This window comes from Streptomyces sp. NPDC056161 (assembly GCF_042268025.1).
GTDB lineage: Bacteria > Actinomycetota > Actinomycetes > Streptomycetales > Streptomycetaceae > Streptomyces.
Genome location: NZ_JBHJUV010000002.1, coordinates 261,042 through 277,723, shown reverse-complemented (window position 1 = coordinate 277,723; position 16,682 = coordinate 261,042). Strand labels below are relative to the sequence as shown.

The window sequence follows — 16,682 nt, the reverse complement described above, 5'->3', positions numbered from 1 at the left end:
CGCTGTGGTGAGTGATTCTTGTCACACATGGCTGGTTCCCGGCCCGCCACGGCCCCGTGGGTTGAGGGAGGGGGTGGGTGATGTGTCGTTGTCGGGTGCGGCTGCGTCGTGGCTGGTCGCGCAGTTCCCCGCGCCCCTTTGGGGGCGTTGCCGAGACGGTGTTGTCGGGGCGCTGTGGGGGTGGGTGGGGTGTGTTGCCGGGTGCGGCCTGTGTCGTGGCTGGTCGCGCAGTTCCCCGCGCCCCTTTGGGGGCGTTGTCAGGGGGCGGGGTTCTCGAAGGTCCTCAGGATTTCTTCCGCGGCCAGCGTTGCCGTCAGGGAGCCGTCCCTGACCCGCTGTTCCAGGGCGGGGGCCGCGGCGCGGACGGACGGGTCGGCGTGCAGGCGGCCGAGGAGTTCGTCGCGGACCATGGACCAGGTCCAGCCGACCTGCTGGTCGCGCCGCTTGGCGGTGAGCCGCCCGGTGGACTCCAGCAGCGTCCGGTGCTGTTCGAGCCGTTCCCACACCGTGTCGAGCCCGGTCGAGTCGCGGGCGCTGCAACTGAGCACGGGCGGCGTCCAGAACGCGTCCCTGCCGTGCATCAGCCGCAGCGCGCCCGCCAGTTCCCGCGCCGCCGTCCGGGCGTCCCGCTCGTGCGGGCCGTCCGCCTTGTTCACGGCGATCACGTCGGCCAGCTCCAGGACGCCCTTCTTGATGCCCTGCAACTGGTCGCCGGTGCGGGCCAGGGTGAGCAGCAGGAAGGAGTCGACCATGTCGGCCACCGCGGTCTCCGACTGGCCGACGCCCACCGTCTCCACGAGGACCACGTCGTAGCCCGCCGCCTCCATCACCACGATCGACTCGCGGGTGGCCTTCGCGACCCCGCCCAGCGTGCCCGCGCTGGGGGAGGGCCGTACGAACGCCGCCGGGTCCACCGCCAGCCGTTCCATCCGGGTCTTGTCACCCAGGATGGAACCGCCGGTACGGGTCGAGGACGGGTCGACGGCGAGCACCGCCACCCGGTGCCCGAGTGAGGTCAGCAGCGTGCCGAACGCGTCGATGAACGTCGACTTGCCGACACCCGGCACCCCGCTCACCCCGATCCGCCGGGCCCGGCCGCTGTGCGGGAGCAGCTCGGTGAGCACCTCCTGTGCCAGCGCCCGGTGCTGCGGCCGGGTGGATTCGACGAGCGTGATGGCGCGGGCCACGACGGCCCGCTTCCCGTCGAGCACACCCTTTACATACGTGTCGAGATCGATAGCCGCCATGGGGCCCTACAGGTCGTGGCCGAGGCCGGCCGAAAGCCGCCGCACCAGGTCGTACGCCGCGTCCGGGATCACCGTCCCCGGTGGGAAGACGGCCGTGGCGCCCATCTCCAGCAGGGTCGGCACGTCCTGCGGCGGGATCACCCCGCCGACCACGATCATGATGTCCTCCCGGCCCTCCGCGGCCAGCTGTTCGCGCAGCGCCGGTACGAGGGTGAGGTGCCCCGCGGCCAGCGAGGACACCCCGACCACGTGCACGTCGGCCTCGACGGCCTGCCGGGCGACCTCGTCCGGGGTCTGGAACAGGGGGCCGACGTCCACGTCGAAGCCGAGGTCGGCGAAGGCGGTGGCGATCACCTTCTGGCCGCGGTCGTGGCCGTCCTGGCCCATCTTGGCGACCAGGATGCGCGGCCGGCGCCCCTCGGCCTCCTCGAAGGCGTCCACCAGGGCGCGGGTGCGGTCCACGGAGGGGGACTCGCCGGTCTCGTTGCGGTACACGCCGGAGATCGTACGGATCTGGCCCGCGTGCCGGCCGTAGACCTTCTCCAGGGCGTCGGAGATCTCGCCGACGGTGGCCTTCGCGCGGGCCGCGCGCACGGCCAGCTCCAGCAGGTTGCCGTCGCCGTCCGCGGCCCGGGTGAGCGCGTCCAGCGCGTCCCGGCAGACGGTCTCGTCCCGCTCCTCCCGCAGCCTGCGCAGCTTCTCGATCTGCTGGGCCCGCACGGCGGAGTTGTCGACCTTCAGGACCTCGATCTGCTCGTCGCCATTGTCGTTGTACGCCCGGTACTTGTTCACGCCGATCACCGGCTGGCGGCCGGAGTCGATCCGGGCCTGGGTGCGGGCCGCCGCCTCCTCCACCCGCAGCTTCGGGATGCCGGCGTCGATGGCCCGCGCCATGCCGCCCGCCCGCTCGACCTCCTCGATGTGCTGCCAGGTCCTGCGAGCGAGGTCGTACGTCAGCCGCTCGACGTAGGCGCTGCCGCCCCACGGGTCGATGACCCGGGTGGTGCCGGACTCCTGCTGGATGAGCAACTGGGTGTTGCGGGCGATGCGCGCCGAGAAGTCGGTGGGCAGCGCCAGCGCCTCGTCGAGGGCGTTGGTGTGCAGGGACTGGGTGTGGCCCTGGGTGGCCGCCATCGCCTCCACACAGGTCCGCGTCACGTTGTTGAACACGTCCTGCGCGGTCAGCGACCAGCCGGAGGTCTGCGAATGCGTGCGCAGGGAGAGCGACTTGGTGTTCTTCGGCTCGAACTGCGCGACCAGCTTCGCCCACAGCAGACGCGCGGCGCGCAGCTTGGCGATCTCCATGAAGAAGTTCATGCCGATCGCCCAGAAGAAGGACAGCCGGGGCGCGAACGCGTCCACGTCCAGGCCCGCCTCCCGCCCGGCCCGGAGGTACTCCACGCCGTCCGCGAGCGTGTACGCCAGCTCCAGGTCGGCCGTGGCACCCGCCTCCTGGATGTGGTAGCCGGAGATCGAGATGGAGTTGTAGCGGGGCATCCGCTGCGAGGTGTACGCGAAGATGTCGGAGATGATCCGCATCGACGGCTTCGGCGGATAGATGTACGTGTTGCGGACCATGAACTCCTTGAGGATGTCGTTCTGGATGGTCCCGGCCAGCTTCTCGGGCGGTACGCCCTGTTCCTCGGCCGCCACGATGTACAGCGCGAGCACCGGCAGCACGGCGCCGTTCATCGTCATCGACACCGTCATCCGGTCCAGCGGGATGCCGTCGAACAGCTGCCGCATGTCGTAGATCGAGTCGATGGCCACGCCCGCCATGCCGACGTCACCGGTCACCCGCGGGTGGTCGCTGTCGTAGCCGCGGTGCGTCGGCAGGTCGAAGGCGACCGACAGGCCCTTCTGACCGGCCGCCAGATTGCGCCGGTAGAACGCGTTGGACTCCTCGGCGGTGGAGAAGCCGGCGTACTGGCGGATCGTCCAGGGCTGGTTGACGTACATCGTCGGGTACGGGCCGCGCAGATACGGCGCGATGCCCGGGTAGGTGTCCAGGAAGTCCAGGCCCTCCAGGTCACGGCCGGTGTACAGCGGTCTGACGCCGATGCCCTCGGGTGTCTCCCACACCGGTGCCTCGCCGCCGGTGGCCCACCGCACGGCCGTACCCCAGTCCGCGGCGGTGCCCGCCGGGTCCGGGGTGCCCAGTTCGATGCCGGAGAAGTCGGGGATTCCCATCAGGCCACTCCCATGCGGTCGAGGGTCGCGGACAGCACGGCGACGGCGTCGCAGCCCGCGAAGACGTACGAGTCGACGCCCGGACGGTCGGCCGGGCGGCCCGCCAGGGACACGTGCCGGGCGCCGGCCGCCCGCAGGTCCGCCGCGGCCTGTACGGCCTGTTCGGCGTAGAGCGCGTCGCTGGAACACAGCACGGCCTCCGGCGCGCCGCTGTCCGCGAAGCGGCCCTCGGTGACCGGCTCGACGCCGCCCGCCCGGAAGAGGTTGGCGGCGAACGTGGCGCGTGCGCTGTGCGCGGCGGCCGGGCCGAGCACGGCCAGGAAGATCCGCGGCCGGGCGCCGGTCGCCGCGAGGTGGGCGTCGGAACGGGCGCGCAGTGCCTCGAACGCCTCGTCGCGGCGGACCCGGGGCAGCCCGCCGGAGCGCGGCTCGGGGGCGGGCTCGCGCTCCAGGGGCCGCTCGGCCGGATCCGGGAACTCGCTGACCCCGGTGACGGGTTCGCGCCGGGTGGCGAGCCGCGCCGAGCGCTGCCGCCAGGTCCGCGCCAGATCGTCGCGGATCCGGCCCGAGCGCAGCACCGCCGCCTGGCCGCCGTCCCGCTCGATCGACCGGAAGAACTCCCAGCCCGCGTGGGCGAGTTCGTCGGTCAGCCGTTCCACGTACCAGGAGCCGCCCGCCGGGTCGATCACCCGGGCCAGCTGCGACTCCTCCAGCAGGATCGTGGACGTGTTGCGGGCGATGCGGCGGGCGAACGCGTCCGGCAGGCCGAGCGCGTGGTCGAACGGCAGCACCGTCACCGCGTCGGCGCCGCCGACCCCGGCGGCCAGCGTCGCCACCGTCGCCCGCAGCATGTTCACCCAGGGGTCGCGGCGGGTCGCCATCACCGGTGAGGTCACGGCGTGCTGGATCTGCGCGCCCGCGTCGGGCGCCCCGCACACCTCGGCGACCCGCGCCCACAGCCGGCGCGCCGCGCGCAGCTTGGCGACGGTCAGGAACTGGTCGGCGGTGGCCGCGTAGCGGAACTCCAGTTGCGCACAGCCCTGCTCGACCGTCAGTCCGGCCTCGGTCAGCTCCCGCAGGTAGGCGACGCCGGTGGCGAGGGAGGCGCCGAGTTCCTGCCCGGCGCTGCCGCCGGCCTCGTGGTACGGCAGTGCGTCCACGGTCAGCGCCCGCAGCGCCGGATACCCGCCGGCGCAGCGTTCGGCGAGCGCCGCGACCGGGGTGAAGTCCTGCCGTTCGCCGGTGCGGGCCTCGTACCCGAGCGGGTCAGCGCCCAGGTTGCCGCGCGTCGCCTCAGGCGCGACGCCCCGCTCCGCGTACAGCCGCAGCAACTCCTGTGCGGCGGCCGTCACGTCCCGGCCCGCGTCCAGGACCACCGGTGCCAGGTCGAGGTACACGCCGTCGAGCGCACGGCGCAGCTCCGGCACCGGGATCCCGCCCTCGCCCATGAGCAGCCAGAGCGAGGTCGCGCCGTTCTCCAGGTCGGTGAGGACCGCGCCGTCGGTGAGCGCCGCGTGCCGCTGCCGTACGTCCCAGCCGCCCACGGTGTTGCCCTGCGGGCGGCTGCCGCGGACGAAGGGGGCGAAGCCGGGCAGGCCGGGCTCGGGCGCGGTGTCGCGCGCGGTGTAGAGAGGGCGGGTGCGCAGCCCGTCCTCCAGTGTCGTGGACAGGGCTTCCTCAGCTGCGGCGCCCGAGACTTCCTTGCCCGACTTGCGCAGCACGCCCTCGACCAGGCGTTGCCACTGCTCGTGCGTCGCGTCAGGGAACTCGGCGGCCAGTGAGAGCCCGTCGTCAGGCAGGACCGTCATGGTCGGATGCTAGGACAGCCTGCTCACCCGGCAGCAGAGCACGCGCTGTGACGTTGCCCTCGCGGAGATTGTGACCTGCGCCTCTTCGGGGCGGCCCAGGTTTCTTCAGGGGTTCTTCAGGGGTTTCTCCCGGGCGAGTCGGGGCTCCGCAGGGGCTGCTGCGGGCTCGTCGGGCCCCTTCGGAGGGACGGCCCGGCGGCCGGCGGCCCGGCGCCCGCGACCGCCGCGCACACCCCGGTTCACCCGCACGGCGGTTCGCGTCGGCCGCGATCCCGCGTCGGCCGCGATCCCGCGTCGGCCGCGATCCCGCGTCGGCCGCGATCCCGCGTCGGCCACGACCCCGTGCCGGCCGCGAGACCGCGCCGGGGCGGTGCGCGTCGCGGCACCGTGCCGTGCGGGCGGGGCGCCCGCGAGCCGCCCGCGGGTCGTGTCCTCGGGGAGGCCGTGTCGCCCTGCGGACCCCTCGACGGCCGACGATGTCGAAGGTAACACCGCGTCGGCGGTCAGCCGGTGCCTCCGGGGACCCGCCGCAGATGGACGTCCTGACTCGACAGCGTCTGCGGCGTGGCCGTGAACGCGCGCAGCCGCACCCGTGCCTTCGCCTCGGGGAGGCCGTAGTGGCCGTCCGGCGGCCGTAGTTCCAGGGTCGTCGTGCTGTGCGCGGGCAGTGTCGCCGGACCCCGCACCAGGGACCAGTACTTGCTCATGCCCTGGCCCTGGGTGAGCGTGAAGTGCGGGGTGAGCGCGTCGCCCGCCGTGTTCGTCACCCGCAGGGTGAGCGCCGAGACGACGTTCGCCGAGGCGCGCCGCACCGCGGTGACCCGCATCCGCAGCGGCGGCGAGCCGGTCACCGCGAGGACCGCGCTCAGCAGCGCGGGCAGGACGAGCAGCGCGCTCACGGCGGCCAGCGCCGGCCGGCGGCGCACCCCGGCCAGCGGTCCGGGCCGCGGCTGCCAGGCGTGCTCGAACTCCGCCGCCGGAGCGGTGATCACGCCCACCAGCCACAGTGGCGTCATCAGCAGGTAGTAGCCGTCCTGGGAACGGGTCGCCAGGTAGAAGGCGCACCAGGGCAGCACCGTCGCCGCCGGGCCGAGCCGCCGCACGAACAGCACGAACAGCGCGAGCAGTCCTGCCGCCAGGAGCATGCTCGCGTGCGAGTACCAGTCGAGCCGGTCGCTGCCGTCGGTGAAGTACAGCGAGACGTCGTCCAGGCCCTGGCCGTGCAGCACCGCCCCCTGGGTGAGCGGCAGCGCGACCCCGTCCAGCCACGGTCCCGGTTCCTGCACCACGAAATAGGTGTTGATCAGCAGCCAGGTGGCGACCGCGATCCCCACCAGCCGCAGCACCACCAGCCCGGCCGCCCGGCCGCCCAGCTCACCACGGCGTACGGCGTAGATGCCGGCCAGCAGGAACGGTGCCACGAACCACGGCAGTTGCTGCGCCGCGCAGGCCGCCCCCAGGCAGACGGCTCGGGCGATCCCCGCGGCGCCCAGCCGTCCGCCGAGCCCGATCCGCGGCCAGCACACCACCACCGGCATCAGCAGGGCCAGGCCGAGGATCGCCGGATAGCCGAGCCGCGCGTACGTCGGCAGGAAGCCGAAGCCCAGGCAGGCCATGGTGACCGCCGGCCGCCAGGGCGCGGGCAGCATCCGCCACAGCACGACCGTGCCGACGAGCAGCGCGCCGGTGGTCACCGCCGTGGCGGGCGCGGCGCCGTGACCGAGCCACAGCAGCGCCGCGGTCAGCATCGGGGCGAGCGGCGGATAGCCGTACGTCAGGTCGTAGCCGCCGTTCGTCGTCGGCGTGAGGGCCACGCCCTTGCCGTGGAACAGCCAGGGCCAGGGCTGCCCGTAGACGGTGTGTCCGGCGGCGAGTTCCCGGGCGGCCTGGGCGGTGAGGGCGCCCTCGTCGCCGCCGCCGTGGTTCATCGCCCAGTTGCACAGGACCAGCGTCACCGCCGTCACCAGCACCACCAGATCGAGCCGGGCCAGCGATCCGGCCCGGTGGACCGTCAGGGCCAGCACGCCGGTGACCAGGATGGCGGCGTAGCACAGGGAGATGACGGCCGCGAGGACCAGGTGGTGCGTGGCCGCCTGGGTCCAGACCGACCGGGTGCCGATGAAGAGGCTCACGTCGGCGAGGACCGTGAGAACGCGATGCCACTGCGCGGGGGAGCCGGGGTTTCCCCGGGCGGCGGACACCACCGACTGTGTCCGCCACCGGGGTGTCACCAGCTGTGTGTCTGCCAAGTGCACGATTCGGCAAGGTAATAGCGGCCGGTGAGCGGGGTGTCGCAGGAGGTGAAGAGTCCGGTGTGAGGGCAGTAAGAAGCGGGCGTATTCGGACAAGTGCCTAGAGATCCACCCGGGGGTGAGCGGCCGTAACGGTGGCGCTTCGTGTCGCTGTTGGGCCGAACGGGTGACTTGGCGTAAGAATTGGCCGGTGAAGGCATGGAGAGCGAGTCAGATCGGGGGGAGCCGGTGAACCGTTACGACGCCACCGACGAACAGTGGGAGGGGCTCGCCCAGGTCGTGCCGTTGCGGGGCCGGGACGCCTGGCCGTCCGCGGTGGACCACCGCGCGCTGCCGGAGGCCGCGACCGAGGCGCGGCGCCGGTTGGTCGTCCTGCGGGTCAACGTGTTCGCGGACGCCCGCGAGGTCGCCGAGACCCTGATGGCCGGCATCCCCGTGCTGCTCGACCTCACCGGGGCCGAGACCGAGGTGGCCAAGCGCGTGCTCGACTTCAGTACGGGCGTGGTCTTCGGCCTGGCCAGCGGAATGCACCGCGTCGACCGCAATGTGTTCCTGCTCACACCGCCCGGCATAGAAGTCAGCGAGCTGATGGCCCAGGCGGGGGCGTCCGGCGGCTGAGGACGGTCCCCCGATCGTAGGAAAGCATGGGGGCGGAACGGTTCGCCTCGGCACCGCGGTCCTACGGTCCCGACATGGCCGAGCACCGCGCGTCCGCCGCGCCCGTCCCGCCCCCCGTGAGCCCCGCAGCCGACCGGCCGCCGTCGGTTCCACCGGCGGCATGCGTGCCGGCGGCGCGGTCCGCCCCACCGGCCCCACTGTCGCCCCGGACCCCACCGACGCCGACGGCCTCCCGGGACCGGTCGGACCCGCCGGACCGGTCGGACCCGCCGGACCTGCCCGGCCGATCGGACCTGCTCGGCCGATCGGACCGGCCGGAGGGGGTGGTGCGGCCGGGCCTGACCGAGTTACGGCTGTCCGCCTTCGCCGGGCACCGCCGGACCGGGTTCCCGCTCGGCCCGGTCACCCTCTTCGCGGGCCCCAGCGGGTCCGGGAAGACGACCGCGCTGCGGGCCTACGAGGCACTGGCCCGGCTCGCCGCCGGCGCCCCGCTCGCCGAGGTCTTCCCGGACCCCGCCGCCTGCGTGCCCGAGCGGGCCAGGCCCGACGCCCAACGCCGCCGCGGCTTCCGCATCGGCTGCACGGCGGACGGCCCCGAGGGCCCGGTCCGGCTCGACGTCGCCGTACAGGCCGAGCCGGAACTGCGCATCGTGGGCGAGCGGTTGACGGCGGGCGGCCGGGCCCTCCTGGAGACCGCGCTGCGCGATCCGGGCCGGCGCACCGTGCAGGCCGCCTGGCACACGGCCGGGTCGGCGCCGGTGACCCGCGCCCCGCTCCCGGACGACCGGCTCGGCACCGCGCTCCTGCCGCTGCGGGTGGCCGGCAAGACGGACGGACAGCGCCGGGTGCTCGCCGCCGCCGAGCAGACCGTGCTCGCCCTGCGCTCCGTCTTCGCCTGCGACCCGCGGCCCGACCGGATGCGGGCGCCGGTCCGCAGGGGCTCCGGACGGCTGCTGTCCGGCTGCGACAACCTTGCCGACGTCCTGTTGCGCACCAGGTCGGAGTGCGGACGCCGGTACGCGCACCTGGTCGCCGCGGTGCGCGACGGATGCCGCGGTCCGGTGACCGACGTGCTCGCCGAACCGCTGGGCGACGGCACCGTCCGCTCGATGCTCGACCGGGGCGACGGCATCCGCACCGACGCCGGCCGGCTCGGCGACGGCGAACTGCGCTACCTCGCGCTGGCCCTGGTGCTGCTCACCGGGCCGGGCGTGCTCGACGTCGACGCGCCCGGGGAGGTGCCCGACGCCATGCGGGGCCTGACCGTCCTCGCCGACGGCTTCGACCGCGCCCTGGACCCCCGCCAGCGCGGCGGACTGCTGCGGCTCGCGGCGCGGATGTGCGCGCTCGGGCACATCCGGTTCGTCGGGGCGGTCGCCGACGCCTCATGGGCCGCCGGGGCGGCCGGAGTCACAGTGGTAGACCTGGACCCGTGACGGAACACCTGGACGTGGCGAAACTACAGCGCCGACTGGCCGACTTCGCGGCCGCCCGGAACTGGCAGCCCTACCACAACCCGAAGAACCTGGCGACCGCCCTCAGCGTGGAGGCGTCGGAACTGGTCGAGATCTTCCAGTGGTTGACACCCGAGGAGTCGGCCCGCGTCATGGACGCGCCGGACTCGGCGCACCGGGTCGAGGACGAGATCGCCGACGTCCTCGCCTATCTGCTCCAGTTGTGCGAGGTGCTGGGCGTCGACCCGCTGTCCGCACTGGACGCGAAGATCGACCGGAACGAACGGCGGTTCCCGGCGCCGGGCGCCGCCGCGGGGGAGGGCACCGGGGATCCGGCCGGGGGATGACACCGCCGTGGGCCCGGGGGAGCGTGCGGGGCGGAGCGCGGGACGGGGCGGCACGGGCGGTGCATGGGGCGGGGCACTGCGGAGAGAGCCGCAGGTGAAGGTCCTGGGAGAGGGCGCGCGGTGGCCCGCGGCGGGGCGTCGGGGGCGGTGCGGCGCGGGGCAGCGCGGACGGCGCGCGGGGCGGAGCCACGAAACCTCACGCTCCATTTTTACTCTCCGTAGTCAAAATAGCTGTCGAATCCGAATTGTTGTCCGCAGATTTCCGTCTTCCTCTGGCTTTTCGTCCCACGGACCTTCACTCTGGGTAGTGGACAGTGGAGTCAGGCCGGACGTGCGGAGAGCACGTCGGAGGGACGGGGCAGCGCATGGATGCTGTGCGGCTCATCGTGACGAGCAGACGCGCCCTCGCCGCGAGCGGGGACGCGCCTGGGACCCTGACCGAGGTGTGGCAGGCCCAGGCCCTGGCCCAGGCGATCGGCAGCCGTCTGGCGGTCTCCGGACCACCGGAGTTGCGCGGCGAGGCGCTGGGCCTGACCGAGCTGGCCGGCCGGGGCTGTGGTGTCCTGGCCGCCCCGGACCTCGACACCTCGGACCTGCGCGCGGCCCAGCTCACCGAACTGGACGACGCCCGCCACACCCTCCTCTGCCTGGGCGGTCTGCTCGCCGAGGTCGGTATCGCCCTGATCGGCATGGCCAGCGCCGCCGACGAGACGACGTACTGGCAGTGCATGGAGGCGATCGACGCGGCGGACGAGTCCCGTGACCGGGTGCGGGAAATGCTGCGCAAGCTGGCCGCCAGAGAGGAGGCGGCGATGCCGGAGACGGAGGTGGGCTAGCCCCACCCGGTCAGGCTTCCGGCGGCCTGGCCTCAGGCGGCGTCGCCCCCGTCGGCGGGCCCGCGCCCCAGCCCCCCGGCCGACTGAAGATCCGCGCCCAAAGCGGACAGGTCCGCGTTCAGCGCGGCCATCAACTCCTCCATCTGCTCCAGCAACCCCTTCGGCTGCCCGGTCCCCGCTGGGAGCGGCACGGAATCTTCTTCGGACACGACGGCCTCCTCGCGGACACCGGACGGTCCGGCCCCGCCCGCCCAACGATCACCACGGGGACCGGTCACTGCTCCGGCGGCATCCCGTGTGCGCGGTTGACGTGATTTCACCCGACCGGGGACGGCTGTGACAGGGGGTGCCGGTGGGGTCGAAGGGGCACGCGGCGTGCAGGATGGATGTATGGACCTGCGCATCTTCACCGAGCCCCAGCAAGGGGCGACCTATGACACCCTGCTCGCCGTGGCGAAGGCCACGGAGGACCTCGGCTTCGACGCCTTCTTCCGTTCGGACCACTACCTCCACATGGGCAACGTGGACGGGCTGCCCGGCCCCACCGACGCCTGGATCACCCTCGCCGGCCTGGCCCGCGAGACCAAGCGCATCCGGCTCGGCACACTGATGACCGCGGCCACCTTCCGACTGCCCGGCGTCCTCGCCATCCAGGTCGCCCAGGTCGACCAGATGTCCGGCGGCCGGATCGAACTGGGCCTGGGCTCGGGCTGGTTCGAGGAGGAGCACAAGGCGTACGGGATTCCGTTCCCGAAGGAGAAGTTCGGCCGCCTGGAGGAACAGCTGGCCATCGTCACCGGCCTGTGGCAGACCAAGATCGGTGACACCTTCGACTTCCACGGCACCTACTACGACCTGACCGGCTCGCCCGCGCTGCCCAAGCCCGCCCAGGCGAAGATCCCGGTGCTGATCGGCGGTTACGGCGCCACCCGCACGCCGCGACTGACCGCGCGCTACGCCGACGAGTTCAACATCCCGTTCGCCTCGGTCGAGGACAGCGAGCGGCAGTTCGGCCGGGTCCGCGCCGCGGCCGAGGCGGTGGGTCGCCCCGCGGACGAGATCACGTACTCCAACGCCCTCGTCGTCTGCGTGGGCAGCGACGAGAAGGAGGTCGCCCGCCGGGCCGCCGCGATCGGCCGCGACGTCGACGACCTGAAGGCCAACGGCCTGGCCGGCTCCCCGGCGGAGGTCGTCGACAAGATCGGCAAGTACGCGGAGACCGGCTCCGAGCGGATCTACCTCCAGGTCCTCGACCTCTCCGACCTGGACCACCTGGAACTGATCTCCTCCCAGGTCCAGACCCAGCTGTCGTAACACCCTGGCCCTGCCGCGCCCGGCCCTGTCGCGCTCGGCCCTGCCGCGCTCGGCCCCACCGCGCCAGGACCCTGCCGAACCCGCCCCGGCCGCTCCCGCCGCCCGCTCGCGCCCCGCGCACCCGCTTCTGCGGCCGGTACCCGCCGGAGAAGGGCGGCCGGTACCCGCCGGAGAAGGACGGTCGGTCTCCGCCCGTGGCCGCCGGGCGGGCGCGGCGGCCCGGCGGGCCCGGCGCACGGGACCCGGAGCCTCCCGGGCCCGCGGGAAAACCGCTGGTCGTCGTGGGGTGTCGGCGGGGAGACTCGGGGCATGTTCCTGACCCTCACGACCACCGGCACCCCGGAGCGCCCGGCCACCGATCTCGGGTTCCTGCTGCACAAGCATCCCGACCGGGCACAGGCGTTCTCCACCTCCTACGGCACCGCCCACGTCTTCTACCCCGAGGCGGACGTCCCGCGCTGCACGGCGGCGCTGCTGCTTGAGGTGGATACGGTGGCGCTGGTGCGGCGCGGAAAGGGGAAGGGCCGCGGGGGTGCGCCGGACGCGGCGCTCGCGCAGTACGTCAACGACCGCCCGTACGCGGCCTCCTCGCTGCTCGCCGTGGCACTCGGCAACGTCTTCTCCAGCGCCATGCGGGGCGTCTGCAACGCTCGGCCGGGGCGGGCCGCGGAACCGCTGCCGCTGCGCGTCGAGGTGCCCGCGCTGCCCGCCCGCGGCGGCGCGCGCAGCGGCCCCGACCTGGTCCGGGACCTGTTCGAGCCGCTCGGCTGGACGGTGGCCGCCGAACCCGTACCGCTCGACGCCGAGTTCCCCGAGTGGGGCGACTCGCGCTACGTGCGGCTCGTCCTGGAGTCGGAGCGGCTCACCCTCGCGCAGGCGCTGCGGCACCTGTACGTACTGCTGCCGGTCCTCGACGACGCCAAGCACTACTGGGTGGCGCCCGACGAGGTCGACAAGCTGCTGCGGGTCGGCGAGGGCTGGCTGGCCGACCACCCCGAGCAGCGGCTCATCACCAGCCGGTACCTGTCCCGCCGCTGGTCCCTGACCCGGCAGGCGAGCGAGCGGCTGGAACTGGTGCGGCTCGCCGAGACCGACGACAGCGAGGTCGAGGAGATCGACAACGCAGTCGAGGACGAGACCGGGACCGAGACCGGGAGCGAGGACGGGAGCGACGAGGGGAACGGGAGCGAGGACGGGACCGGGAACGGGACCGGGAGCGAGGACGGGACCGGGGCCGGGAAGGGGGCCGCGGTCGAGACCGGGAACGAGGGGGAGGCGAGGGCCGGGAACCAGGCCGGGGCCGGGAATCAGGCAGAGGCCGGTACCGGGGCCGAGGAGAAGCCGACGCCGCTCGCCGTGCGGCGCCGTGACGCGCTCGTCGACGCGCTCAAGCGGGCCGGCGCCGGCCGGGTGCTCGACCTCGGCTGCGGCCAGGGACAGCTGGTGCAGACCCTCCTGAAGGACCCCGCGTTCACCGAGATCGTCGGCGTCGACGTGTCCGTGCGGGCGCTCGCCGTCGCCGCCCGGCGGCTCAGGCTGGACCGCATGGGCGAGCGGCAGGCCGCGCGCGTCAAGCTCCTCCAGGGCTCGCTCGCCTACACCGACGACCGGTTGCGGGGCTACGACGCCGCCGTGCTCTGCGAGGTCGTCGAGCACATCGACCCACCGCGGCTGCCCGCCCTGGAGTACGCGGTGTTCGGCGCCGCCCGCCCGCGCACCGTCCTGGTGACGACACCGAACGCCGAGTACAACGTCCGCTGGGAGACCCTGCCGGCCGGACGGCTGCGCCACCGGGACCACCGGTTCGAGTGGACGCGGGAGGAGTTCCGGGCCTGGGCCCGGACGGTGGCCGAACGGCACGGGTACGACGTGGAGTTCGTGCCCGTCGGACCGGACGACCCCGAGGTGGGGCCGCCCACGCAGCTGGCCGTGTTCGGCCTCGTACCCACTGGCGAGAAGAAGGAGGCGAAGGCCGCATGACCGCGATACCGGGACAGGCACAGGAACCGGGCACGGCTCCGGCGCGGGCACGGACACCGCGCGCGGAGCGGGTGCTGCCGGTCACCGATCTCTCCCTCGTGGTGCTGGTCGGTGCCTCCGGCTCCGGCAAGTCGACCTTCGCCCGCAGGCACTTCAAGCCCACCGAGATCATCTCCTCGGACTTCTGCCGCGGCCTGGTCAGCGACGACGAGAACGACCAGAGCGCCACCCGGGACGCCTTCGACGTCCTGCACTACATCGCCGGGAAGCGGCTGGCCGCCGGCCGCCGCACCGTCGTCGACGCCACCAGCGTGCAGGAGGACAGCAGGCGGCAGCTGATCGAGCTGGCCAGGAAGCACGACGTACTGCCGATCGCCATCGTGCTCGACGTGCCCGAGGAGGTGTGCGCCGAACGCAACGCCGCCCGCCCCGACCGGGCCGACATGCCGCGCCGGGTGATCCGCCGGCACACCCGCGAACTCCGCCGCTCCCTCCGGCACCTGGAGCGCGAGGGCTTCCGCAAGGTGCACGTCCTGCGCGGGACGGACGAGATCGAGCGGGCGAGCGTCGTCACGGAGAAGCGGTTCAACGACCTCACCCACCTCACCGGCCCCTTCGACATCATCGGCGACGTGCACGGCTGCTCGGCCGAACTCGAAGCGCTGCTCGGCAAGTTGGGCTACCAGGACGGGGCGCACCCGGACGGCCGTACCGCCGTCTTCGTCGGCGACCTGGTCGACCGCGGGCCGGACAGCCCCGGTGTGCTGCGCCGGGTGATGTCGATGGCCGCCGCGGGCCACGCGCTGTGCGTGCCCGGCAACCACGAGAACAAGTACGGCCGGTACCTCAAGGGCCGCAAGGTCCAGCTCACCCATGGGCTCGCCGAGACCGTCGAGCAGATGGCGAAGGAGAGCGAGGAGTTCAGGGAGCGGGTGGGGGAGTTCATCGACGGACTCGTCAGCCACTACGTGCTGGACGGCGGCCGGCTCGTCGTCTGCCACGCGGGACTGCCCGAGAAGTACCACGGGCGGACGTCGGGGCGGGTCCGCTCGCACGCGCTGTACGGCGACACCACCGGCGAGACCGACGAGTTCGGGCTGCCGGTGCGCTACCCGTGGGCGGAGGACTACCGGGGCCGGGCGGCCGTGGTCTACGGGCACACGCCGGTCCCCGCGGCGAGCTGGCTGAACAACACCATCTGCCTGGACACCGGCGCCGTCTTCGGCGGCAGGCTGACCGCGCTGCGCTGGCCGGAGCGCGAACTGGTCGACGTACCCGCCGAGCGGATGTGGTACGAGCCGGTGAAACCGCTGCGCGACGAGGCGCCCGGCGGCCGGGAGGGACGGCCGCTCGACCTCGGCGACGTGCACGGCCGCCGGGTCGTCGAGACCCGGCACGCGGGCCGGGTCGCGGTGCGCGAGGCGAACGCCGCGGCGGCGCTGGAGGTCATGAGCCGGTTCGCGATCGACCCGCGGCTGCTGCCGTACCTCCCGCCGACCATGGCGCCGACGGCCACGAGCCGGGTCGAGGGCTATCTGGAGCACCCGGCCGAAGCCTTCGCGCAGTACGCCGAGGACGGTGTCGCGCGGGTCGTGTGCGAGGAGAAGCACATGGGCTCGCGGGCCGTGGCCCTGGTGTGCCGGGACGCGGCGGCGGCCCGCGAGCGGTTCGGGGCGGACCGGGTGACCGGGGCGCTGTACACCCGCACGGGGCGGCCGTTCTTCGACGACGAGGCCGTGACCGAGGAGATCCTCGGGCGGCTGCGGTCGGCGGCCGGTGCGGCCGGGCTGTGGGACGAGCTGGACACCGACTGGCTGCTGCTGGACGCGGAGCTGATGCCGTGGTCGCTGAAGGCGTCGGGGCTGCTGCGCAGCCAGTACGCGGCCGTGGGCGCCGCGGCCGGGGCGGTGTTCCCGGACGTGCTGACGGCGGTGGAGGGCGCGGCGGCGCGCGGGGCCGACGTGGCCGGGCTCCTCGCCCGGCAGCGTGAACGGTCCGTCGACGCCGCCGCGTTCACGGAGGCGTACCGGCGCTACTGCTGGCCCACCGAGGGCCTGGCCGGGGTACGGCTGGCCCCGTTCCAGCTGCTCGCCGTGGGCGGGCGCAGCCTGGCCGGGTTGCCGCACGACGAGCAGCTGGCCCTGATCGACCGGCTCGTCGAGCACGACGAGAGCGGGCTGCTGCACACCACGCGCCGGCTGTACGTCGACACCGGGGACCCGGAGTCGGTCCAGGCCGGTGTCCAGTGGTGGCTGGAGCTGACCGGGCGGGGCGGTGAGGGCATGGTCGTCAAGCCGCTGACCGCGCAGGCCCGCGACCCGCAGGGCCGGCTGGTCCAGCCCGGCATCAAGTGCCGGGGCCGCGAGTACCTGCGGATCATCTACGGCCCCGAGTACACCCGCCCGGACAACCTCGCCCGGCTGCGGCAGCGGTTCCTGAACCACAAGCGGTCGCTGGCGCTGCGCGAGTACGCGCTCGGTCTGGAGGCCCTGGACCGGCTGGCGGAGTCGGAGCCGCTGTGGCGGGTGCACGAGGCGGTGTTCGCGGTACTGGCCCTGGAGTCGGAGCCGGTCGACCCGCGCCTGTGAGCCGTGTCACGAGAGCTACGGTCGCCGGCCCTGCCCCGTCCTGCCCCG

The 16,682-nt window shown here is 73.6% G+C and carries 12 protein-coding genes; 7 read left to right on the top strand and 5 right to left on the bottom strand.

What is annotated here, in order from left to right; translation table 11 throughout:
- Positions 1-257: 257 nt before the first annotated feature.
- The 4 genes from meaB to ACFC09_RS03085 all read right to left on the bottom strand — a co-directional run bounded on the left by meaB (position 258) and on the right by ACFC09_RS03085 (position 7,446).
- On the bottom strand, positions 258-1,247 hold the full coding sequence (meaB, locus tag ACFC09_RS03100; protein WP_376523357.1) for a methylmalonyl Co-A mutase-associated GTPase MeaB: 990 nt from the start codon (positions 1,245-1,247) through the stop codon (positions 258-260).
- A 6-nt stretch (positions 1,248-1,253) separates the two neighbouring features.
- Entirely contained in the window at positions 1,254-3,437 is a 2,184-nt protein-coding gene (scpA, locus tag ACFC09_RS03095) for a methylmalonyl-CoA mutase (RefSeq protein ID WP_376523355.1), read from the bottom strand.
- Entirely contained in the window at positions 3,437-5,245 is a 1,809-nt protein-coding gene (locus ACFC09_RS03090; protein ID WP_376523353.1) for a methylmalonyl-CoA mutase family protein, read from the bottom strand. The genes scpA and ACFC09_RS03090 overlap by 1 nt, the downstream gene beginning before the upstream one ends.
- Before the next feature lie 503 nt (positions 5,246-5,748).
- Complete coding sequence (locus ACFC09_RS03085; protein ID WP_376523628.1) at positions 5,749-7,446, bottom strand: hypothetical protein; 1,698 nt, start codon at positions 7,444-7,446, stop codon at positions 5,749-5,751.
- A gap of 249 nt (positions 7,447-7,695) precedes the next feature.
- On the opposite strand from ACFC09_RS03085, the gene ACFC09_RS03080 reads away from it, so the two are divergent.
- The 4 genes from ACFC09_RS03080 to ACFC09_RS03065 all read left to right on the top strand — a co-directional run bounded on the left by ACFC09_RS03080 (position 7,696) and on the right by ACFC09_RS03065 (position 10,752).
- Positions 7,696-8,115 (top strand): cell division protein SepF, encoded by a 420-nt coding sequence (locus ACFC09_RS03080; RefSeq protein ID WP_376523350.1) that lies wholly within the window; start codon positions 7,696-7,698, stop codon positions 8,113-8,115.
- A 74-nt stretch (positions 8,116-8,189) separates the two neighbouring features.
- On the top strand, positions 8,190-9,551 hold the full coding sequence (locus tag ACFC09_RS03075; RefSeq protein ID WP_376523347.1) for an AAA family ATPase: 1,362 nt from the start codon (positions 8,190-8,192) through the stop codon (positions 9,549-9,551).
- On the top strand, positions 9,548-9,916 hold the full coding sequence (locus tag ACFC09_RS03070; protein ID WP_376523344.1) for a nucleotide pyrophosphohydrolase: 369 nt from the start codon (positions 9,548-9,550) through the stop codon (positions 9,914-9,916). The genes ACFC09_RS03075 and ACFC09_RS03070 overlap by 4 nt, the downstream gene beginning before the upstream one ends.
- Before the next feature lie 365 nt (positions 9,917-10,281).
- Complete coding sequence (locus ACFC09_RS03065) at positions 10,282-10,752, top strand: DUF6099 family protein (RefSeq protein ID WP_376523342.1); 471 nt, start codon at positions 10,282-10,284, stop codon at positions 10,750-10,752.
- A gap of 32 nt (positions 10,753-10,784) precedes the next feature.
- Here ACFC09_RS03065 and ACFC09_RS03060 read toward each other — a convergent pair whose 3' ends face one another.
- Positions 10,785-10,961: a hypothetical protein gene (locus ACFC09_RS03060; protein ID WP_376523340.1), complete on the bottom strand. Its 177-nt coding sequence runs from the start codon at positions 10,959-10,961 to the stop codon at positions 10,785-10,787.
- A 181-nt stretch (positions 10,962-11,142) separates the two neighbouring features.
- Here ACFC09_RS03060 and ACFC09_RS03055 point away from each other — a divergent pair, with 181 nt between their 5' ends.
- From ACFC09_RS03055 to ACFC09_RS03045, 3 genes are all read left to right on the top strand, one after another.
- Entirely contained in the window at positions 11,143-12,066 is a 924-nt protein-coding gene (locus ACFC09_RS03055) for an LLM class F420-dependent oxidoreductase (RefSeq protein WP_376523338.1), read from the top strand.
- Between the two features lie 309 nt (positions 12,067-12,375).
- A complete protein-coding gene (locus tag ACFC09_RS03050) occupies positions 12,376-14,046 on the top strand; it encodes a 3' terminal RNA ribose 2'-O-methyltransferase Hen1 (protein WP_376523335.1) in 1,671 nt (556 codons plus the stop codon).
- On the top strand, positions 14,043-16,634 hold the full coding sequence (locus tag ACFC09_RS03045; protein ID WP_376523333.1) for a polynucleotide kinase-phosphatase: 2,592 nt from the start codon (positions 14,043-14,045) through the stop codon (positions 16,632-16,634). The genes ACFC09_RS03050 and ACFC09_RS03045 overlap by 4 nt, the downstream gene beginning before the upstream one ends.
- The last annotated feature ends 48 nt before the right edge of the window (positions 16,635-16,682 follow it).

Coding starts and splice junctions, on each gene's coding strand:
- meaB (WP_376523357.1), bottom strand. CDS start 1,247: ATGGCGGCTATCGATCTCGACACGTATGTAAAGGGTGTGCTCGACGGG.
- scpA (WP_376523355.1), bottom strand. CDS start 3,437: ATGGGAATCCCCGACTTCTCCGGCATCGAACTGGGCACCCCGGACCCG.
- ACFC09_RS03090 (WP_376523353.1), bottom strand. CDS start 5,245: ATGACGGTCCTGCCTGACGACGGGCTCTCACTGGCCGCCGAGTTCCCT.
- ACFC09_RS03080 (WP_376523350.1), top strand. CDS start 7,696: ATGGAGAGCGAGTCAGATCGGGGGGAGCCGGTGAACCGTTACGACGCC.
- ACFC09_RS03075 (WP_376523347.1), top strand. CDS start 8,190: ATGGCCGAGCACCGCGCGTCCGCCGCGCCCGTCCCGCCCCCCGTGAGC.
- ACFC09_RS03065 (WP_376523342.1), top strand. CDS start 10,282: ATGGATGCTGTGCGGCTCATCGTGACGAGCAGACGCGCCCTCGCCGCG.
- ACFC09_RS03055 (WP_376523338.1), top strand. CDS start 11,143: ATGGACCTGCGCATCTTCACCGAGCCCCAGCAAGGGGCGACCTATGAC.
- ACFC09_RS03050 (WP_376523335.1), top strand. CDS start 12,376: ATGTTCCTGACCCTCACGACCACCGGCACCCCGGAGCGCCCGGCCACC.
- ACFC09_RS03045 (WP_376523333.1), top strand. CDS start 14,043: ATGACCGCGATACCGGGACAGGCACAGGAACCGGGCACGGCTCCGGCG.